This window comes from Cytobacillus gottheilii (assembly GCF_900166665.1).
Classification (GTDB): domain Bacteria; phylum Bacillota; class Bacilli; order Bacillales; family Cytobacillaceae; genus Cytobacillus; species Cytobacillus gottheilii_A.
Map to the genome: position 1 here is coordinate 1,225,643 of NZ_LT800494.1, position 20,378 is coordinate 1,246,020.

A 20,378-nucleotide genomic window follows, 5' to 3' on the forward strand; every position below is an offset into this window, starting at 1 on the left:
CCAAAAAAAGATAAGCAATATCACATAAACTTAAAAAACACCCCTCTATATCCCGAAAAAAGTAAACAATATCACAAAAACTCAAAAAAACACCGCTCCTATTATAATTCATCCATTCGGGAAATATATCTTTAGGATGCTATTAATACCTAAGGAGATTGTAATGAAATGATAAAGAAGATCTTTGTTATTCAACTTGTTTTCACCCTACTATTGCTCTGCACTCCGCCTGCAAATGCTAACATTATCACGGCAACAAGCAAAGAAATATCGTTCAAAATCATTCATACCAATGACACTCACTCCCATCTTGAACAAATGCCCAGGCTATTTACAGTGATCAACAGCATTCGGGCCGAAAATAAAAATAACCTGCTTTTAAATGCTGGTGATGTTTTTATTGGTACTTTATATTTCTCTCAATTCAAGGGTCTTGCATCCATTCCTTTTATGAACAAATTGAAATATGATGCAATGACGTTAGGGAATCATGAATTTGATTTGAAATCAGAAGTTTTGGCTGATTTTATTAAAAAAGCTGATTTTCCATTTGTGAGCAGCAATATTGATATAAGCGCTGATCCGTTTCTTGAGCCTTTATCTGTTCGTAAGATAACAGATAATCCTCAGCCGGGAAAAATATATCCAGCAATTATTAAAAATATTGAAGGAGAATTAGTTGGAATCTTCGGCTTAACGACAGAGGAAACGCCATTTATTTCCCAGCCAAGTCCAAAACTTATCTTTGAAGATGCGTACAAAAGTGCTCAAAAAACGATAGCTCAATTACAGCACTTAGGGGTCAATAAAATCATTACTCTTTCTCACTTAGGTGTTGAGGAAGACCAAAAACTTGCTACCCTGGTTAAAGGAATAGACATTATCGTGGGTGGACATTCGCATACAAAGCTGGAGGAGCCAACTATTATTTATAACGAAACGGATCCAGTATTAATTGTACAGGCAGATGAAAATGGTGCATATGTTGGTGAGCTGTCTGTTTCTTTCACAAAAGAAGGGATCCTAAAGAAATGGAATGGAAGACTTATAGAAGTTCAAGCAAAGGATTTAGAAGGGAATTACATCTATAAGGAGGATCCTTGGGCTGTAAGGCAGCTAAATGAATGGAATCAGGAGCTAGTTGATCTTCTTCAGGAAACAGTTGGATACACATTGGTTCCATTAAACGGCTCTAGAGAAGATGTTCGTGTGGGAGAAACGAATTTAGGAAATCTGATTGCAGATTCAATGCTAAAAAAAGCAAATGAGGTTGTTCCGACACAAATTGCACTTCAAAACAGCGGAGGAATACGGGCATCTATACTAGAAGGTGGTATTACGATGAAAGATGTTTTAGCTGCCATTCCTTTTTCCAATATATTATCGATCATGGATGTAACAGGTGCTGAATTAAAAGAAGTTCTAGAGCACAGTGTTTCACGTATTGGCGGGGAAACCGGACAATTTTTACAGGTGGCAGGTTTGCATTTCACCTTCAATCCCCATTTGCCTGCTGGAAAGAGAGTCCTTTCTGTTTGGGTGAATAATGGGAATGCGTTTGAGCTGTTGAACCCTAAAGGAACATATACGATTGCGGTTAATTCTTATCTGGCAGAAGGCGGGGAAGGATATAACTTATTTAAGAGAAAGAAAGCGAATGGGGAAGTTATTGAAACTCCGTATTTAGATTATGAAGTTTTCGCAAATTTTTTAGAAGATCATAGCCCGGTTGCTCCCAAAACAGAAGGAAGAATTCAAGAAATTTTTACTAACGAATAATTGTGAAATTATGTTAAAATAGAGAAAGTGAATCGATATTCATTTAATCGAAGGGGAGGAATATGATGAGCATAAAAGCATATGTCACGGATATAAAGGAATGGGAAAGAGAATTCTCTTTCTACTATGAAACAAAAGTAAGATTTAACGAAACAGATATGTTTGGTCACTTAAATAACACAGTTCCTTTTGTTTATTTTGAGTCGGCAAGAATTGAATTTTTTAAAAGTCTCGGATTTATGCAAAATTGGCTGGAGCCACAAGAAGAATGCATCCCAGTTGTTGCAGATTTACAATGTGATTTCCTAAAGCAAGTATTTTTTGATCAGCAGCTGAAAATCTATGTTAAAGCGGCTGCCATTGGCGGGTCCTCAGTTGATATTCACTATATGGGGAAAAATGATAAAGAAGAAATCGTTCTAACAGGAAGAGGAACAATGGTGCAAATATCAAAACAAACAGGAAAAGGGGTTCCCTGGACAGAAGAAATGCGGGAGATGCTTGCTGGCCATAAACATGTACTCGTTGACGATCATCAATAGGAAGGAAGCAAAAGCCGGTCACAATCAGGTAAAATCAGTGACTGGCTTTTGCTGTTTTTTTGATAAGTTTTATGTTTTCCATTTCTTCAAGGTACATCTCACTCCTTATATACATATCATAAAAAAGGTAAAAAACTAACAAGGTATTAGGTTATTGCCGCGGGTAAATGGATCAACTAGAGGCAGCGATTTATTGTAAAAGACATAACCTAAAAATAAACCTTCTTTGATGGTTATTTGTAGTCACTTCATATCTGCAATGTACATATGATATGGTGACTAAATATATACCCACCCCGCGATTCATAGCTGGCGAAAGGCAAGGAGGGTTACAATACTTGAAGGAGAATGAATATACTCACAAGCCATTACTCACTAAACGTGAAAGAGAAGTATTCGAACTGTTAGTACAAGATAAAACTACGCGTGAAATCGCTGGTGAATTATTTATAAGCGAAAAAACGGTTCGGAACCATATTTCGAATGCCATGCAAAAGCTTGGTGTAAAGGGGCGTTCACAAGCTGTTGTAGAGCTCCTTCGAATGGGAGAGCTAGAACTTTAATCAAGACCGGCAATTCGTCTGCGGATTGCCGGTTAAGATGTTTATAGGACTATTTTTAAAGTAACACTTAAAACACGGCCTTCTTTCCATTGAAATCCCATAACTTAACATGCAGTACAAAAAATAATTATTTTCTTCCATATAGGTATTCGTTCTTGAATTTTCTCTAAAAAAAGGCGAAAATTAATCTAATGGGGCGAAATATGAGTCTGTTAAAACTACATAGGAGTGTATGGTATGGAGCTTGAGGATTTAAAAGGAAACGGCGTAAACGATGTGGTTGCGAATATCGAAAAAGATTTGCGCTATATAGCTGGAATTGTAAAGCAAAAAGGCCGGGAAATCTTGAGTAATTATACAATTACTCCTCCACAGTTTATTGCACTGCAATGGCTGCTTGAGGACGGAGATATGACGATTGGCGAACTGTCTAACAAAATGTTCCTGGCGTTCAGCACAACAACAGATCTTGTTGATCGCATGGAAAAGAGCGAGCTTGTGAAAAGGGTTAAAGATCCAAACGATCGCCGAGTAGTGCGCATTCATCTTCTAGAAGAAGGAGAAAGAATTATAGAAGAAGTGATCAGAAAACGGCAAGACTATTTATTGGATCTGCTGAAACATTATTCAGAAGAAGAAGTGATGCAGCTCAGCAAGAACCTAAATCGATTACACCAAGATATGGCGAAAGAATGAGGCGGTAAGTTTTGAGGAATAGACCGATAGGGGTAATTGACTCGGGAGTTGGCGGATTGACTGTAGCTAAGGAGCTGATGCGGCAGCTGCCAAATGAGAATATCATCTATCTTGGAGATACAGCACGCTGTCCATATGGGCCGCGAACAGGTGCTGAAGTTAAAGACTTCACATGGCAAATGACCCGATTTCTGCTTGAGAAAAACATGAAAATGCTGATCATTGCCTGCAATACAGCTACAGCAGTGGCGTTAGAAGAAATCCGAGCCGAATTGCCAATCCCTGTACTCGGTGTTATTGCTCCCGGAGCAAGGACAGCTATGAAAGTCACCAATAATCACCGAATTGGTATAATAGGCACAGAGGGGACCATCAAAAGCAAAGCTTATGAAAAGGCGATCAAACGAATCTCCAGCAAGTCAGAGGTATTTGGCTTAGCTTGTCCAAAGTTTGTGCCACTCGTTGAAAGCGGAGAATACGAAGGTGAACTAGCGAGAAGGATTGTAACGGAAACCTTGGCTCCCTTAAAAAATTATAAACTTGATACGCTTGTTTTAGGCTGTACTCATTATCCGTTGCTGGAGCAATTAGTTAAAGAGGTCATGGGAGAGTCAGTCAAAGTCATCAGTTCAGGCGAAGAAACAGCAAGAGAAGCAAGCACGATTCTGCATCATCTGGGCCAATTAATTAAAGGTGAACAAAAACCTATTTATCATTTTTTTACAACAGGTTCACCAGTAATCTTCTCTAAGATTTCATCCAATTGGCTGGAAATTGAGGAACCGCTGGTGGAGAAAGTACATCTTTCATAATGAACAGAAAACACCTCTATCATGATTCATTCATTTGTAGAGGTGATTTTTTTCTAAAAGATTATTGCTCTATTTACCCGATCTAAAAATTGAATTGAAAGGATGATCTATTTGCTAACTGAAGCATATCAGCACCTGCAGCAGTATTTTGGCTATTCTTCGTTCCGTGCCGGCCAGGAAGAGCTGATCAAAAAAGTCTTAAACAATGAGCACTCATTAGGCATTCTGCCGACTGGAGGAGGAAAATCCATCTGCTTTCAAATTCCTGCCTTAGTAAAGACGGGAACCACAATCGTTATTTCCCCGCTTATCTCCTTAATGAAGGATCAGGTTGATGCACTGAGTGCTGCCGGCATCCCCGCTGCATTTATTAACAGTTCCCTATCTAGGACGGAATATGAAGAGACGGTTTATTCACTGCGTAAAGGAGATTACAAGCTTCTATATGCAGCACCAGAACGGTTTGAATCACCTTCATTTATTGGACTGCTGAATTCAATTGATATCTCAATGATTGTTTTTGATGAAGCTCACTGTATTTCGCAGTGGGGGCATGACTTCAGACCAAGCTATCGGTCGATCATTCAAAATATTGAACAGCTTTCTTCCCGTCCAGTCATTATGGCACTGACAGCCACAGCGACGAAGGAAGTGGAGCAGGACATTTGCCGTTTGCTTCATATCACCGATGAAAATACCGTCATAACAGGTTTTTCTCGTGATAACTTATCTTTTCATATTATGAAAGGCGTCAACAAAAGAGACTATATTGAAAGCTATATTCGTAAGCATAAGAATCAATCTGGGATCATTTATACGTCAAGCCGAAAAGAAGCCGATCACCTATACACATTTTTGAATGGAAAAAATATTAAAACGGCGAAATATCATGCTGGTCTTTCTGAACAGGAAAGAAAAAATGAGCAAAATCGTTTTGTATATGATGAAGTGGAAATGATGGTTGCAACAAATGCTTTTGGTATGGGGATTGATAAATCGAATGTCCGTTATGTTATTCATTATAATATGCCTCGTAATATTGAAGCGTATTATCAGGAAGCAGGGAGAGCTGGACGTGATGGCGAAGAAAGCGAATGTATACTACTATTTGCTCCACAGGATATTCAGCTGCAAAAATTCCTGATTGAAGAATCAAACCTTGATTTCACCATGAAGGAGCAGGAATATTTTAAACTCAAACAAATGACTCATTATTGTCATACGGAAAAATGCCTGCAATCATATATTATCGAATATTTCGGCGATGAACCTGTCCAAAAGTGCGGCAAATGCAGCAATTGTCAGGATCAGCGCGAAAGTGTCGATATTACAAACGAAGCTTTAATGATTTTTTCGTGTGTAAAAAGAATGGAAGAACGATTTGGAGTGACGCTAACAGCACAAGTGTTAAAAGGATCTTCCAATAAAAGAATAAAAGAGTTAGGTTTTCAGAATCTAACAACCTATGGTTTATTAAGGAACCGTAAGGAAAAAGAAATTACAGACATTATCAACTTTCTGCTGGCAGAAGGCTTTTTACAGCTGACAGATGGAAAGTATCCGGTCGTTAAGCTTTCGGCACAAGCTCTGCCGGCTTTAAAAGGATCCATGAAAATTCATATGAAAATTGCATTGGCTCCAGAACGGGTGGAGGGCACGGAAAATGAAGAGCTATTTACGAAACTTCGTGCGTTAAGGAAAGAGATTGCAGATCGGGAGAAAATTCCTCCATATGTTGTGTTTGCTGATACCGCTTTAAAGGAAATGTGCACGTATTTTCCCCGGGATAAAGCTGAAATGCTCCAGGTTAAAGGTGTGGGACAAGCTAAATATGAAAAGTATGGGGAAATCTTCTTAGGGGAAATACAAACCTTTCTACAAGAGAATCCTGATCTTACACCAACAGCTTCATCCGCTTTAAGTGTTTCTGCTGCTTCTCAAAATAGCAAAGAATCAGATATGGCGAGTCACTTAATCTCATATAATATGTATATGGAGAACATGTCCATACAAGAGATTGCCAAAGAACGCAATTTTTCGCCAATGACGATTCAGAATCATATTTTTAAGGCAGTAAAAGAAGGAAAACTCATTGACTGGGATCAGTTATTTGATGAAAAATTAGAAAACAAGATATTAGAAGCTGCCTCAAATGTCGGCCATGAAAAGCTGAAGCCGATTAAAGACGAGCTCGGAGATCAGGCAGATTATTTTACCATTAAAGCAGTTCTGGCTAAGAATGACCTAGCTTAAACATCCTGTTTGTCCAAAATTGTCATAAAACATTTCACGATTTTCTCTCCAAAGACGGTCTAAATTCCAAATAGGCTCGTATACATGTAGTACAAACTGTCTTAGGAGGGAAATTTCATGTCAATAAATAAAAAATGGACAATAGTGTCAGCTGTGGTTGTATCATCCGCATTATTAACAGGTTGCGGATTATTTGGCGGAGATGAAAAAGCACAGATCGATCCGCCCCAATCTGTAACATATACAGATGATGGAGAAACGGTTACGGAGGAAGCAGCTGGTGCTGGTGAAGAAGTGGCGGAAGTCGGCTCACTTCAGACTGAACTGTATTTGGTAGATAAAAATGGCTATGTTGTGCCGCAAACATTGCAGCTGCCGAAAACCAATTCAGTTGCAACACAGGCACTTGAACACTTAGTTCAAAATGGTCCAGTAACCGATTTGCTTCCGAATGATTTTAAAGCTGTATTGCCTGAGGGTACGAAAATGTCTGTGAATGTAAATGAAGATGGAGTAGCAACAGTTGATTTTTCGAAGGAGTTTCAAAATTATCAGCCAGAGGATGAAATGAAAATCCTCGATTCCATTACATGGACGCTTACTCAATTTGATACGATTGATGAAGTGAAGCTGACGCTAAACGGCAATGAGCTGACAGAAATGCCAGTCAATGGAACACCAATTGGCGAGTCGCTTACAAGAGCGAGCGGCATTAACTTGGATGCCAGCGATGTTATTGATATGACAAATACAAAGCCAGTTACTGTTTATTACCTAGGAGGAACAGAAGATCATTATTATTATGTTCCTGTCACAAAACGAATCAGCAATGACACAGATGATAATGTAGTTGCTGTCGTGAATGAACTTGTGGATGGTCCCAATTATGGTTCTAACCTGTTAATGGACATGAATAGTGATGTGCAGCTGTTGGATGAACCGAAAATGGAAAATGGAACAGTGACATTAAACTTTAATGAAGCCATCTATTCAAGCTTTGAAGATGAAGAGAAAATAATTTCTCAGCATTTAATGAACGCGTTGGTACTTTCTTTAACAGAGCAAAAAGGCGTTGAAAGTGTAGCCATTACGGTTAATGGCGAGGCCGGCTTCTTAAATGAAAACGGAGAAACGATCACAGAGCCTGTAACACGCCCAGAAAAAGTGAACACAGGTAGTTTTTAAAAATGAGTTTTTGATATACTATATAGTAACAATAAAAGAGGTAGGCAAATATTGCCGCCTCTTTTTATTGGATTCATGTTAGCAGTGAAAATGACTTGAGGGGGAAATGTACCATTGCGAAATGATGGACGACAACCGCTGCAATTGCGGCCTATACATATTGATACAAACTATTTAAAGCATCCGGAAGGCTCTGTGCTTATTACTGTTGGCGATACAAAAGTAATTTGTACCGCAAGTATTGATGAACGAGTGCCTCCGTTTTTAAGAGGACAAGGAAAAGGCTGGATTACAGCAGAATATTCCATGCTCCCGCGTGCAACCGATCAGCGCAATATTAGAGAATCTTCAAAAGGAAAGGTTTCCGGCCGGACAATGGAAATTCAGCGCTTAATCGGACGGGCTTTAAGAGCGGTTATCGATTTAGATGCGCTTGGGGAAAGAACGATCTGGCTAGATTGTGATGTCATCCAGGCAGATGGCGGAACAAGAACCGCATCTATTACAGGTGCCTTTGTTGCCATGACGCAGGCGATTAACAAGCTACACAGCCAAAAGAAACTGTCAAAATTTCCGATCCACGACTTTCTGGCTGCCACAAGTGTTGGTATTTTAACGAATGATCAAGCAGTCGTTGATCTGAATTATATCGAAGACTCTAGCGCAAAAGTGGATATGAATATTGTCATGACGGGAAATGGGGAATTTGTTGAGCTTCAAGGAACAGGAGAAGAATCAACATTTTCTTATAATCAGCTCCAGGAAATGTTAAAAGCTGGGCAGGACGGGATCTCTGAGCTATTTGAACTGCAAAAAGAAGCTTTAGGGGAAGAGATCACAGGGAAGATTAAGAAATAAGAAATAAAAATAAACAAAGAGGGAGAGAAGCAAACATGCAAGAAGTAATCATCGCAACCAAAAATGCAGGAAAAGCCAAAGAATTTAAACGCATGTTTTTGCCGCTTGGCTATGAAGTGAAAACCTTACTGGATTATCCGGAATTTGAGGATATTGAAGAAACGGGAAGTACATTTGAGGAAAATGCGATTTTAAAAGCAGAGGCCGTATCAAAAGCTCTTAATAAAATAGTCATTGCTGACGATTCAGGGCTTATGATTGATGCATTAGACGGCAGACCTGGAATCTATTCTGCACGCTATGCAGGAGAAACGAAAAACGACAATGCCAACATGGATAAGGTGCTAGAAGAGTTAAAGGATGTTCCCCAAGCTGAGAGAACGAGCCGTTTTTACTGCGCTTTAGCAGTCGCAGTTCCAGGAAAAGAAACAGAGACTGTAGCGGGTACATGTGAAGGATCGATTTTAACGGAAAAAAGAGGAAGCTTTGGATTTGGCTATGATCCAATCTTTTTCTGCAATGCAAAAGGAAAAGCTATGGCAGAGCTTGAGCCGGATGAAAAGAGTGAAATCAGCCACCGTGCGAATGCTTTAAGAAAGCTGGAGGACATGCTGCCAGTTCTTTTTCCAGGAGCTGATGGGAAATGAAACTCCTCATTTTAAGTGACAGTCATGGACTAACGGATGAATTAGTGTCAATTAAGGAACGTCATCAAGATTGTGCCATCATGATTCACTGTGGAGATTCCGAGCTTGAGCCGAATCATCCAGCAATGAAAGGGTTCACAGCTGTCCGGGGGAACTGTGATTTTTCTGGCGGCTATCCCGAGGAGATCATGAGCCTGGCAGATGGTCTAAAGGTGTTAACGGTACATGGCCATTTGCATTCGGTTAAGTCGTCTTTGATGAATTTGTCATACCGGGCTAGAGAAAAAGATGCTAATATTGTATGCTTTGGCCACTCACACCAGCTTGGCGCAGAGATCATAGACGATATTCTATTTATCAACCCTGGCAGCATCTTAATGCCACGGGGACGTGCAGAGAAAACATACGTCATCTTAACAATTGATCAATCAGAGCTGCAGTTTGATGTATATGAAACAGATGGTGAGAAATTAGACGAGCTTTGTCGTAACTTCTCCCTTCCAAAAGAGTAAAGAATCGCATATAATAATTGAGGGAAGCAAACACTTCCCTCAATAAGAATTTTTTTCTAAAAAAATGTTGACTTTTAATTATTACTTTAATATAATAAATATTGTCCTCAAGAGGACGTTAACATTTTAATATGTCCCAGTAGCTCAGCAGGATAGAGCAACGGCCTTCTAAGCCGTCGGTCGGGAGTTCGAATCTCTCCTGGGACGTCACAACTACTTAAAGAAACTCAATAACACCAACGATGTGAAAGAAAAGGGGATTTTTAAAGGTATTTTAACCTGATTGAAAAGCCCGTAAAAATTCGTTGGATAAAAAACTTCCAAATATGATTATTTGGAAGTTTTTTGTTTTGATTAAAATTCGAACTCCTTGATAGCTTTTCTCATTTTATATTTAATATAACACAGGACGATGTAGCAGAATTTCAAGAAATACTTTTCCGTGGCGACACAAATGCAAATTAATTGTTCGAGGATTATAAAATATACGCCAATGGCGGTGCACTGACGTTTAGTGATGTTCTGACATATATTCAACTTGCAGCTTCTTAATTGCTTTAGCACGTTGTTCCGCTTTTTCCGCAGCAATTTCTTCTCGTTCATGTTCCACTTCATCGTAAGGAAAGGCAGCCATCCAAAACATAAAAAGAAATATGCCTAATAACAGAAACACACCGAATCCCAAAGTAATCGTTTTTGCTTGATTTTTATTCAATGTCATAATGCTCCTCAATAAAGGCTTTTTCTTCTTCAACCGATAAAATGCCAGTTGCTTTACCAATTGTCCCTCCCTGAAGATCCCAAATAGCATTATGGTCATGGTCGACTCGTGAAAAATCATTGTTGGCCCAGCGATTTAGAATATCAAGATAAAGTCCTTTTTCTTCGTATTCGTTGGCTTCCACAACAGCTTTCAATCTGTTTACTCGTTCGGCAGTTAAAGGAATAAAACCCCATTTATCTTCGGCTCGCGTCTTTTGGTGTGACATGCCATGTATAGCGTTTTGTACTGCATATTCGGTAATATCAGATGGAAATTCATCTTCAACAGGTTCTGCATGGGTTTCTTTTATTTCGATGGTTTTACCTTCATCATTTACTGAAACAGTTTCTTGTATTGATACGGACTCTTTAGACATGGATTGATATGTATAAATCGTAATTGCTCCAACAATGGCTAAGGAGCCAATTGCTGTTATTATGGTAATCTTAAAAGCTTTATTTTTCATCTATATACTCCTTTCCAGTCAGCTCGACAATATCCTTGTTTAGTTTCGGCGTGTCCTCAAAGGCATATACCTTTGCCATCGTTCATCATCTCGATTCCTGGTGCTGTATCGGAAATTGTTGTTCCTTCTCACAAGTTCCGCGAATAATGATTTCTTATATATCATTTTAACTGGAAAGTCTCTTCCTGTTAAATCCCATAAGGTAATAACTTGTCATTTATCTCGTCAATCCATTCAGGTTCTGTACAGTTGCTTTCATGTTAATGTGTTAGGTTAATAGTATAAATTTCGTATACTTGTTTCATTGGTAATATCATCAAATGCTACCCCATTTTCCAATCTTAAGGATTTCCATCATAATAAATCCCATACATACTTCATTCTGCCAACTCCTAAATTTTAGTATTTACTTCATTATAATGGGTGAAAAATTGGCAGCATAGGGAAAATCGAAATCTATTGTTCAAGATTTGCTTATCAAGTTAATAGTTTTATTCAGATTCGAAGTACCTTCGGTAGTTCGAATCTCTCTTGTGACATCATAAGGTTTGCGTATAAGTAGGTTACTGTGAAGAGCGCTTTAAAACGTGGTTAAATTCGATGTTTTTTTATTTAGTGAGGAAGTTCAGAAAAAATCCATAGGAACAGATAGAACATGAAACTTTCTCACACTATTTTATACTTTCGCCGATTTAATAGGCATCACAGTATTTTTCATCTCCTGCAGGCAACTCTTTAACTACTTCTATCCAGCTTTTGTAATGTAAATTTCATATTTTTGTAAAATTTATGAAACAATTCTATCTCTTAATCGTCTAATTATTATGACAGATTATTTTAATAGAAATGAGGAGATTATGTTGAACAAGTTGGCGAAACCCATATTACTGGCTTTATCGTTTTTGTTTATTTTTATTATATTGGCTGGCATTCATGCGAGTAGCGCAGAAGCAGAACAGCATGAATCTGGAAAATGGGAAATGAATAATGGATCATGGTATTGGTATTACACAGCAGATGAACATCCTAGTAAAGACTGGGAGAGAATCAACAACAAGTGGTACTACTTTGATTCCTTAGGTAGGATGCAAACAGGCTGGGTTAACGACAATGGCACTTGGTATTATCTAAATTCAAACGGGGACATGGCTACTGGCTGGAAGCAAGTAAATGACAGATGGTACTATTTAAATGTTTATGGTGCCATGCAGACAGGCTGGATAAAAGATCACGGAAAATGGTATTACTTATTGGAAAGTGGTGCAATGCGAACTGGCTGGTTGAAAGAAAATAGTACATGGTATTACTTAAATCCAAACGGAGACATGGCTACTGGCTGGAAACTTGTAGAGGGAAACTGGTATTATCTTTATGAAAACGGTAGAATGGCAACAGGCTGGGTCTATGATTGGTATGATTGGTATTATTTAAATGAAGATGGTGAAATGCATATTGGCTGGAAAAAGATAAATGGAAATTGGTATCATTTTAGTGAAGATGTAGGTAGTATGACTGATTCTAGCCTTGTAGATGGGTATTATTTAAATTATGAAGGCAGTATGGCTTATCCAGGGAATAAATATAACGAAGGACTAGCCAAGCAAATGTTATCCAAGGTGAATGTAGGGCAAACTAGACAAAAAGTGCTTGATAACTTTGGCGATCAATATTCGACTTATCATACAGATTGGTCTTGGGAATATAATTTTGTTGTATCAAAAGATGGTAAAGCTATCCCTATAGTGGAGGGTTTTTCTCATTTTCTACCAAACAATTTAGGGGGAGGCTTTGTAGATTTGACGATAAATTTTTATTTTGGTGATGGAGATAAAGTAAAAGAGATTACGATAATGTATTTTGATGAAAATCATAAATTTAAAACATACTCTAAATAGTAAGACCATAATAAGAAGACCTTCCGTTTTGGGGGCTAAGTTTTTAACATTTTCTTGGTGTACTGGAAGCGTAAAAGGGAATAGTTAGGGCGTTAGGAACCTTTTTAGTGGAGCCAGATACTCTGATTGTTGTTAAATAACATAAGTGTGTTTTTTGTTTGATATCATGTAGTTATTAATAATCCAATATAAAAGACCGCCTCTCAGCGGTCTTTATTGTTTAAAGATATTCCCTCAATGTATCCTGAAGCGTTCCTCTTGTATCTGCATCTTTATCGAAGCGGATTCCCGCATGTACCATTCGTCTTACTAGGTCCGGGCGTAAACCAGTCAGCACGGCTTTACATCCCATCATGGCAATGCCAGCTAATATTTTCTCAAATTGATCTATAACATCCATTTCCATCAAGGCAACGCCTGAAAGATCCAGGATGAGGGTCTGGATTCTCGAGTTTGCAATTTCATTTAGAACCTTTTCCTCAATGATCCGCACTCTATAAGAATCAATTGTTCCAATGAGAGGAAGAACAGAAACATGTTCTCTAACAGGAATGATCGGAACAGATAAATGTTCGACCATATTTCTCTGCTTTTGCAGCATTTCATCTTTGTAGGATGAATAGTTAAGAAAAAAGGTGTTGAGGAACTGGTCGATTCGATCGTTTATAAGCTTTTCTAATTCATAGAAATCATCTCGATCTATTGTCATCTGTTTAATAGCATCCAGTTTGTTTATGGATAGCCATAATGTTCTTCTTATTGCCTGTACCCATTCTAGTTTTAACGAAAGGGTTAAAGAGTGAGATGCCCACGCAATGCCTTCTTGCTTTGCGAAGGCGGTTAATTCCTCATCTCTTTGTTCAAGAACACACGTGATGAGCTTCCTTGCATTTTTTAATAAATCGATGTTTCCTGTATTTAAGATGTCTTTTATTTTCGTAGACACGTTTACAGCTTCAGATAAAAGCTGCTCCTCAAACTTATTACCATTTTCTTGTATAAATGATTGTACTTCTTTACTGATGTTTGACATTAATTCCACCGAAAAGTCCTCCTCCAGTTCTTGTGCAAATAATATTACAAAAATCCCAATTAGTTGAAGTTTTTGCTTATGTTAGTGTCTTTATATAAGGATTTGGCCAATGCACTCCGTTATGAAGGTAAAATTACTATTGCGTTATATAAGATTGGTATTATTTCATTTTCATTAAACTATTCTATGTAATTTGCCGGAAGTACGTGGATCCATTCCTTGCACAAAGACACAACATTATCATTTACCCTAATTAAAATAATTTAAACATATAATTAACATTTACACTGTGAAAAAATTAGAAACCTATTACCTCACTTACCAAAGCAGCTGTTTACGATTTGATTATACCAAATATTTGAATTTATTAAATGATTTTACGCATTTATTTTGATTAAACAGGAGCTTGAACAATTTGAATAGAATATTATTAAGACGTTATAAGAAAAGGTGATACAAATGATTAAAACAGAAGAAGACATTATTGAACTGATCCGGGAAGATCCCTGGATGATGAATCTGCTAAGAGCGGTTCAATCCCTGCATTTGCCTGATTGGTGGATTTGTGCTGGATTTGTGCGCTCAAAAATATGGGATACATTACATACCTTTAAAGAGAGAACAGCACTGCCTGATATTGATGTGATCTACTATAATCCATCTAATATAGATGAATCCGAAGAAAAAGAATTGGAGAGTAAGCTAAGCAATCTTGTTGCGGAAATACCTTGGTCAGTTAAGAACCAGGCAAGAATGCATGTGAAAAATAATATGCAGCCCTATACATCATCAACAGATGGCATTTCCAAGTTTCCTGAAACGGTAACAGCTTTAGGTGTTAAGTTAGACGAGAAAGACAATCTATTATTAACAGCGCCATGGGGAATTGAAGATGTATTGAACTTAAAAGTAAGGCCAACTCCCTATTATTTGGAGGAAAATGAGAGAATGGCCATTTATAATGATCGAATGAGAAAGAAGCATTGGAATTCTATATGGGAGAAGGTAGAGGTTTGTGGAAATGAATATAAATGAGTCTAATGTTTTTGAAAGAATAGCAGAAAACGCAAATTTATATTGGCCCGAATTTCAATTAGTCGCAGTGGCTTTGTATGATCAAAATGGTGTGTATTTATACAACCATCCAAAATTTTTATCTACAGATAAGCCTTATTCGTTTTTGAAATGGAATAATGAATTCAATGGGATCAATACGTTAATCTTATACGAGGGTTATCCTACTGCAATTGTAAACTTAGATTATTATAATGAAATGGAAAGTGTCTATTCTATTATGGTGCATGAGCTTTTTCATGGGTTTCAGTACCTAAAAGAAGAGAATCGCTTTCCGGATGAGTTAGCAGGCATGAATTATCCAATGAAAAAGGAAAATATTGAATTGCGTAATAGAGAAAGGAGATATCTATACCAAGCAGGTATCTCAACGCGCAGAGAAGAAAAGCTTGATAATATGAAGAAATTTGTTGAATTAAGGGAAAGCAGGCGTAAATTCATAGATCAATATCTAGATTTCGAGCTTTTCGTTGAAACAGTAGAAGGACCAGCTTTTTATGTTGAGTTTCAAGCTTGCCTGCATAATAGCAATCATTCATACGAAGAATTGTTAGAAACATTTAGCAAAGGATTAATAGAAAATAAAGAATCCTCTCAATTTCTCAGAAGAAGCTGCTATCGTTCTGGATTTGTTATTTGCTGTCTGCTGGATGAGTTTTTTTCTGATTGGAAAGAAGGTTTTTTTACTGAAGAAATGACACTTTATGATATTTTAAAGGAAAAAGTTAAGCATCAATATAATGAGATAAAACATTTCGATATCAGCAGCGAAACTACTGCTATCATAGAGGAAATTAACAGTGAACGAAAAGACATGTTTACACAATTTGAACATAAAGAAGGGTACCATCTTTACCTTATTGGCGATATGGAGAGAGCAGCGTTTGACCCAATGAACGCTTTGGTAGGGAAACAGAGGGAAATGCATCAAAACTTTATAAAAATTCTTTTGAACGGCAGGGAATATGTAATTAATCAGCCTGTCATTGCATACTATAATTCTTTTAATAAACTTGATAAGCTCCATATTGTGCTGCCAGACAAACCAGTTAATAAGAATGGGAATGTTTCAATAATTGGGATTGGTGATATGAAAGGCAAACTATCTGAAAAAGATGGATCCTACTATTTTAGGGCAGACTGATAGAAATGTATAATTTCCTGCAGGGAGGTGAAATTAATCGGCTAGAGAGAATTTAATTCATAAGGATACAGTCGCTAAAAGGTGTGCATTTGCAAAGTGCCCGTCGCCCCTAAAAAAGCAGTCTGAAGGGAACTAACATACATGCAAAGTGCCCGTCGCCCCCCTAAAAAGCGTCCTAAAGGGTATATACAGGCTCGCAAAGTGCCCGTCGCCCCGCAAAAAGCAGCCTGAAGGGAATTAACATACGTGCAAAGTGCCCGCCACCCCGCAAAAAGCGGTCTAAAGGGAACTAACATACGTGCAAAGTGCCCGCCACCCCTCCAAAAGCGAACTGAAGGGAACTAACACCCCTGCAAAGTGCCCGTCCCACCACAAAAAGCGGTCTTACGGGAATCTACCCACCTGTATAACTGTTCCTTCAGCCTGAGACTTGATTCTTTTACATATTTCTATACAATTTTAGAACATCAACTAATATTTCACGGTTATATCCCGTCTTCCCAAATATTCTTTCACCCCATTCTTCTATGCTTCCTAGTGTTGGATCAGGAAACAAACCGTCATTTGTGCTTAAGAAACTCTTCCAATTATAAAACTCCCAATGAGCGATCTCTGACTTATAAGGAATTCTGCATTCTACTAGAGGTTTGGAACTGATTGCATTCTGGGAAAGTTCAGCAGCTTTTAAAAAGAAATCCATACCCACGGGTTTCGGATCAAAAACTTGTTTGGACGTTTTTCCGTTAGGACGATGATAGAGGATTTGAAATTCATCTTTGGCAGAGTGAACCTGCACTTGTGCGCCAGGAAAGAAACCAGACAGCCTTTCATTTGTAAAATCCTCACACTCTCCGTCTATTAAAATCGGAGTAATCCATTGATCGCCTAAATCACAGTAATATCTCTTTCCTTCCTCGCACACTGCGATGACAGCTGCATGAGCATCTTCCGTCATGAGCTGATCGCCGATTGGATAGGCGTGTACACCATCTTTTTTAAATTCATCTAAAAGCCAGATTGCAAGATCAAAACAATTCCCTGACATTCCATATTGCTCTCTATGCTCTTTCATAAGAGAAAGTGCTCGTTGTTTTTTGCTGCTTGCACTGTTATAAACCCATGCTTTTGTTAAAGTCTCCATAGGAAAGTCGTTAAATTTTTCCCATGTGGCTAATATACTTTGTGAAGCTTTCATTCGTTCACCTTCCCTCTTCAAGTAACAGATCTATATCTTAATTAAGACTACCACCCAGTCATTAGAAATAAAATATATTTTTGGTAATTATTGAGAAAATATTGAAGCGTTAAGTTCAAAATTATAAATTTTTTACAAAAAATTTTGTCCAACAGGAACGGCAAGGTAACAACAATGAAAGCGCATCCAATTAAATTGACTAATCAAAATTATCAAATAATTTAAAAAATGCTATTGACGATGCTGGTAAATGCGGGTAAGATAGTCCTCAATAAAACAAATTACACAAATAACAAAATCACAGCAAGACGTTTTCACTTTGAAAAACTGTCATTTTTTTAACCTAAAAATTTAACGGTTTAAAGTGTTGAATCGATAAAATCAATGATGAGGACAAGTAATTTTATGAACAGGATTTTACAGAGAGCCGGGGATGCTGAAATCCGGCAATCCAGCATAAAATGAACTCACCTCTGAGTGCGGGTCTGAACGTTTTAGTAAGTCCTGCCGGGTAGATGCACCCGTTATCAAACAAAATGAGAGCACGTTTTATACGTGAATCAGGGTGGTACCGTGGAACAGGTTTTCAAGCCTTTTCATCCCTTGTTTTCCAGAGATCTGGATAAGGGGATGGGAAGGCTTTTTATTTTTTAAAAGAGGAGGATTTTCATTCATGTTGCAGGGAGCTGCGTTACCTGAGGTTAAAGCGGAGAATACACGGTCAATAACAGGGTCCGATTTGTTATTAGATGCCTTGGAAAGAGAGGGAGTTGAAGTTATATTTGGCTATCCAGGAGGAGCCGTGCTTCCCATCTATGACAAGATTTATTCGTCAAAGATTCAGCATGTTTTACCGAGGCATGAGCAAGGAGGCATTCATGCAGCAGAAGGCTACGCAAGAATATCCGGCAAACCAGGCGTTGTCATTGCTACTTCTGGGCCAGGAGCAACGAATATTGTGACTGGGCTTGCAGATGCCATGATGGATTCACTGCCCCTTGTTGTATTCACTGGCCAGGTTGCCACAGGAGTTATTGGTACGGATGCTTTCCAGGAAGCTGATGTATTAGGGATTACCACACCCATTACCAAGTATAACTACCAAGTCCGAAAAGCAGAGGACATACCTAAAATCGTGAAGGAAGCCTTTTATATTGCTTCGAGCGGCAGACCTGGCCCAGTTTTAATTGACATACCAAAAGATATCGCAGCTGCTCCAGCCGAAATGCAGGAAGAGACAGAAATCCATCTTCCAGGTTATCAGCCAACCAAACATCCAAATTATTTGCAAATCCGAAAATTGATTGAAGCGGTCAGCAAAGCTAAAAAGCCAGTTATATTAGCAGGGGCGGGCGTTCTTCACGCAAAAGCGATGCACGCATTAAAAGCCTATGCTGAGCAGCAGAAGCTCCCGGTTATTCATACATTGCTTGGCTTAGGCGGATTTCCGGCAGAACATCCTCTATTTATCGGCATGGCAGGCATGCATGGCTGTTATACAGCCAATATGGCACTATCACAATGTGATTTGCTTATCAACATTGGTGCACGCTTTGATGATCGGCTTACCGGTAACCTGAAGCATTTTGCTCCGCATGCATCGGTCGCTCATATTGATATTGATCCGGCAGAGATTGGCAAAAATGTTGAAACGCTTATTCCGATCGTTGCTGATGCAAAAGAGGCACTGCACGAACTTGTGAATGGAGAAGGCAAACCGCCAGTTCATGAAGAATGGATAAAACAGCTAGAAGAGTGGCAAGAAGAGTTTCCATACCATTATGACCAAACATCACTTGAGGTGAAGCCACAAAAGGCTATGGAGCTTATTCACTCTTTTACAAACGGTGAAGCGATTGTGGTCACGGATGTCGGGCAGCATCAAATGTGGGCGGCGCAATATTATCGATTTAACGAAGCGAATCGCTGGGTCACATCAGGTGGATTAGGAACAATGGGTTTTGGTTTGCCAGCAAGTATTGGGGCACAGCTCGCTGATCCCGAGCGGAATGTCATTGCGGTTCTTGGAGATGGCGGCTTTCAGATGTGTACGCAGGAATTAGCCGTTATTCGTGAGATGAACCTGCCAATTAAAATCGTTGTCCTGAACAACCAGGCTCTTGGAATGGTGCGCCAATGGCAGGAAATCTTTTATGATTCGCGTTTTTCTCATAGTAAGTTTTCCTCACAGCCATCATTTGTAAAACTGGCAGAAGCCTATGATATTAAAGGAGTTTTTATTGATACGAAGGAACAAGCGGAAAATGAATTAAAACACCTATTAACATGTAACGAACCAGTATTAATCGATTTGCGGATTGATCCAAATGAAAATGTATTTCCGATGATTGCTCCAGGAAAGGGGCTGCACGAAATGGAAGGTGTTAAACCGTGAGAAGAATCATCTGCCTGACCGTAATGAATCGGCCGGGCGTGCTAAATCGAGTGACCAACTTATTTTCTAAACGAAATTACAATATTGAAAGCATTTCTGTCGGCCACTCTGAACTGGAGGGCATGTCCAGAATTACATGTGTTATACATGTCGAGGACGAAAAAGCGAGCGAGCAGATTACCAAACAGCTAAATAAGCAAATTGATGTGATCAAGGTAACGGATATTACAGACCAGTCCATTGTCGCAAGAGAATTGGCCTTAATCAAAGTGCAGTCGACTCCGCAGACAAGAAATGAGCTTTATTCGTTAATAGAACCTTTTCGAGCGTCCGTTATTGATGTAAGTAAAGAAAGCATGGTCATTCAAATTACCGGCGAGTCTGAAAAAATTGAAGCTTTTATAGAACTAATCAGTCCTTATGGAATTAAAGAGCTGGCAAGAACGGGCACTACCGCTTTCCCTCGAGGGACGCAAAGAAGTGCACCGCCGAAACAGGTATCGATTTTATAAAAATTTCCAAGCACTTTCTAAATATTTTAAAACCATAAAACAATAGAAGAGGAG

General features: G+C 38.6%; 19 protein-coding genes, 1 tRNA gene and 1 other annotated feature. Of the genes, 16 read left to right on the forward strand and 4 right to left on the reverse strand.

The genetic code is table 11. The annotated features are described in order from the left end of the window. Positions 1-168: 168 nt before the first annotated feature. From B7E07_RS05985 to B7E07_RS06035, 11 genes are all read left to right on the forward strand, one after another. The gene (locus B7E07_RS05985) at positions 169-1,779 is read left to right on the forward strand and encodes a bifunctional metallophosphatase/5'-nucleotidase (protein WP_080844513.1); all 1,611 of its coding nucleotides are present in this window, start codon (positions 169-171) and stop codon (positions 1,777-1,779) included. A gap of 65 nt (positions 1,780-1,844) precedes the next feature. Further along, a complete protein-coding gene (locus B7E07_RS05990; protein WP_080844515.1) occupies positions 1,845-2,321 on the forward strand; it encodes an acyl-CoA thioesterase in 477 nt (158 codons plus the stop codon). Positions 2,322-2,659: 338 nt separating this feature from the next. Beyond that, a complete protein-coding gene (locus B7E07_RS05995) occupies positions 2,660-2,884 on the forward strand; it encodes a helix-turn-helix domain-containing protein (protein ID WP_009333184.1) in 225 nt (74 codons plus the stop codon). Between the two features lie 237 nt (positions 2,885-3,121). Continuing rightward, positions 3,122-3,580, forward strand: a complete 459-nt coding sequence (locus B7E07_RS06000; protein ID WP_080844518.1) for a MarR family winged helix-turn-helix transcriptional regulator — start codon at positions 3,122-3,124, stop codon at positions 3,578-3,580. Between the two features lie 11 nt (positions 3,581-3,591). Next, entirely contained in the window at positions 3,592-4,392 is an 801-nt protein-coding gene (gene racE, locus B7E07_RS06005) for a glutamate racemase (protein ID WP_080844520.1), read from the forward strand. Between the two features lie 102 nt (positions 4,393-4,494). Further along, positions 4,495-6,645, forward strand: coding sequence for a DNA helicase RecQ (recQ, locus tag B7E07_RS06010; RefSeq protein WP_257391402.1), 2,151 nt, complete (start codon positions 4,495-4,497; stop codon positions 6,643-6,645). A gap of 117 nt (positions 6,646-6,762) precedes the next feature. Then, positions 6,763-7,830: a GerMN domain-containing protein gene (locus tag B7E07_RS06015; RefSeq protein ID WP_080844524.1), complete on the forward strand. Its 1,068-nt coding sequence runs from the start codon at positions 6,763-6,765 to the stop codon at positions 7,828-7,830. Positions 7,831-7,944: 114 nt separating this feature from the next. After that, complete coding sequence (gene rph / locus B7E07_RS06020) at positions 7,945-8,688, forward strand: ribonuclease PH (protein ID WP_066443106.1); 744 nt, start codon at positions 7,945-7,947, stop codon at positions 8,686-8,688. Positions 8,689-8,723: 35 nt separating this feature from the next. Then, positions 8,724-9,335: an XTP/dITP diphosphatase gene (locus B7E07_RS06025; protein ID WP_080844527.1), complete on the forward strand. Its 612-nt coding sequence runs from the start codon at positions 8,724-8,726 to the stop codon at positions 9,333-9,335. Continuing rightward, positions 9,332-9,847, forward strand: a complete 516-nt coding sequence (locus B7E07_RS06030) for a metallophosphoesterase family protein (protein ID WP_080844529.1) — start codon at positions 9,332-9,334, stop codon at positions 9,845-9,847. The genes B7E07_RS06025 and B7E07_RS06030 overlap by 4 nt, the downstream gene beginning before the upstream one ends. A 133-nt stretch (positions 9,848-9,980) precedes the next feature. After that, positions 9,981-10,054: transfer RNA gene (locus tag B7E07_RS06035), tRNA-Arg, on the forward strand. A gap of 304 nt (positions 10,055-10,358) precedes the next feature. On the opposite strand, the gene B7E07_RS06040 is transcribed toward B7E07_RS06035, so the two are convergent. Together B7E07_RS06040 and B7E07_RS06045 are read right to left on the reverse strand one after the other, a co-directional pair. Continuing rightward, the gene (locus tag B7E07_RS06040; RefSeq protein WP_080844531.1) at positions 10,359-10,562 is read right to left on the reverse strand and encodes a hypothetical protein; all 204 of its coding nucleotides are present in this window, start codon (positions 10,560-10,562) and stop codon (positions 10,359-10,361) included. After that, on the reverse strand, positions 10,555-11,076 hold the full coding sequence (locus B7E07_RS06045; RefSeq protein ID WP_080844532.1) for a DUF6241 domain-containing protein: 522 nt from the start codon (positions 11,074-11,076) through the stop codon (positions 10,555-10,557). Before B7E07_RS06045 ends, B7E07_RS06040 begins: the two co-directional genes overlap by 8 nt. Before the next feature lie 857 nt (positions 11,077-11,933). Here B7E07_RS06045 and B7E07_RS06050 point away from each other — a divergent pair. Next, the gene (locus tag B7E07_RS06050; protein ID WP_176215119.1) at positions 11,934-12,971 is read left to right on the forward strand and encodes an N-acetylmuramoyl-L-alanine amidase family protein; all 1,038 of its coding nucleotides are present in this window, start codon (positions 11,934-11,936) and stop codon (positions 12,969-12,971) included. A 220-nt stretch (positions 12,972-13,191) separates the two neighbouring features. On the opposite strand, the gene B7E07_RS06055 is transcribed toward B7E07_RS06050, so the two are convergent. Continuing rightward, a complete protein-coding gene (locus tag B7E07_RS06055; RefSeq protein WP_373886044.1) occupies positions 13,192-14,013 on the reverse strand; it encodes an STAS domain-containing protein in 822 nt (273 codons plus the stop codon). A 450-nt stretch (positions 14,014-14,463) separates the two neighbouring features. Here B7E07_RS06055 and B7E07_RS06060 point away from each other — a divergent pair, with 450 nt between their 5' ends. Both B7E07_RS06060 and B7E07_RS06065 read left to right on the forward strand, forming a co-directional pair. After that, positions 14,464-15,039, forward strand: a complete 576-nt coding sequence (locus B7E07_RS06060) for a nucleotidyltransferase family protein (protein WP_080844535.1) — start codon at positions 14,464-14,466, stop codon at positions 15,037-15,039. Continuing rightward, entirely contained in the window at positions 15,020-16,222 is a 1,203-nt protein-coding gene (locus tag B7E07_RS06065) for a hypothetical protein (protein WP_080844536.1), read from the forward strand. Before B7E07_RS06060 ends, B7E07_RS06065 begins: the two co-directional genes overlap by 20 nt. A gap of 439 nt (positions 16,223-16,661) precedes the next feature. Here the strand turns inward: B7E07_RS06065 and B7E07_RS06070 are convergent, their stop codons facing one another. Continuing rightward, the gene (locus tag B7E07_RS06070) at positions 16,662-17,417 is read right to left on the reverse strand and encodes a hypothetical protein (protein ID WP_080844537.1); all 756 of its coding nucleotides are present in this window, start codon (positions 17,415-17,417) and stop codon (positions 16,662-16,664) included. A gap of 375 nt (positions 17,418-17,792) precedes the next feature. Further along, positions 17,793-18,024: a binding site (T-box leader), on the forward strand. A gap of 66 nt (positions 18,025-18,090) precedes the next feature. On the opposite strand from B7E07_RS06070, the gene ilvB reads away from it, so the two are divergent. Both ilvB and ilvN read left to right on the forward strand, forming a co-directional pair. Continuing rightward, on the forward strand, positions 18,091-19,812 hold the full coding sequence (ilvB, locus tag B7E07_RS06075) for an acetolactate synthase large subunit (RefSeq protein ID WP_080844539.1): 1,722 nt from the start codon (positions 18,091-18,093) through the stop codon (positions 19,810-19,812). Then, a complete protein-coding gene (ilvN, locus tag B7E07_RS06080) occupies positions 19,809-20,324 on the forward strand; it encodes an acetolactate synthase small subunit (protein ID WP_066443113.1) in 516 nt (171 codons plus the stop codon). The genes ilvB and ilvN overlap by 4 nt, the downstream gene beginning before the upstream one ends. Positions 20,325-20,378: the final 54 nt, after the last annotated feature.

Bases quoted from the DNA above. Each gene is read 5' to 3' on its own strand.
- B7E07_RS05985 (WP_080844513.1), top strand. From the start codon at position 169: ATGATAAAGAAGATCTTTGTTATTCAACTTGTTTTCACCCTACTATTG.
- B7E07_RS06045 (WP_080844532.1), bottom strand. From the start codon at position 11,076: ATGAAAAATAAAGCTTTTAAGATTACCATAATAACAGCAATTGGCTCC.
- B7E07_RS06060 (WP_080844535.1), top strand. From the start codon at position 14,464: ATGATTAAAACAGAAGAAGACATTATTGAACTGATCCGGGAAGATCCC.
- recQ (WP_257391402.1), top strand. From the start codon at position 4,495: ATGATCTATTTGCTAACTGAAGCATATCAGCACCTGCAGCAGTATTTT.
- B7E07_RS06070 (WP_080844537.1), bottom strand. From the start codon at position 17,417: ATGAAAGCTTCACAAAGTATATTAGCCACATGGGAAAAATTTAACGAC.
- B7E07_RS05990 (WP_080844515.1), top strand. From the start codon at position 1,845: ATGAGCATAAAAGCATATGTCACGGATATAAAGGAATGGGAAAGAGAA.
- B7E07_RS06000 (WP_080844518.1), top strand. From the start codon at position 3,122: ATGGAGCTTGAGGATTTAAAAGGAAACGGCGTAAACGATGTGGTTGCG.
- B7E07_RS06025 (WP_080844527.1), top strand. From the start codon at position 8,724: ATGCAAGAAGTAATCATCGCAACCAAAAATGCAGGAAAAGCCAAAGAA.
- B7E07_RS06030 (WP_080844529.1), top strand. From the start codon at position 9,332: ATGAAACTCCTCATTTTAAGTGACAGTCATGGACTAACGGATGAATTA.
- B7E07_RS06050 (WP_176215119.1), top strand. From the start codon at position 11,934: ATGTTGAACAAGTTGGCGAAACCCATATTACTGGCTTTATCGTTTTTG.
- B7E07_RS06015 (WP_080844524.1), top strand. From the start codon at position 6,763: ATGTCAATAAATAAAAAATGGACAATAGTGTCAGCTGTGGTTGTATCA.
- ilvB (WP_080844539.1), top strand. From the start codon at position 18,091: ATGTTGCAGGGAGCTGCGTTACCTGAGGTTAAAGCGGAGAATACACGG.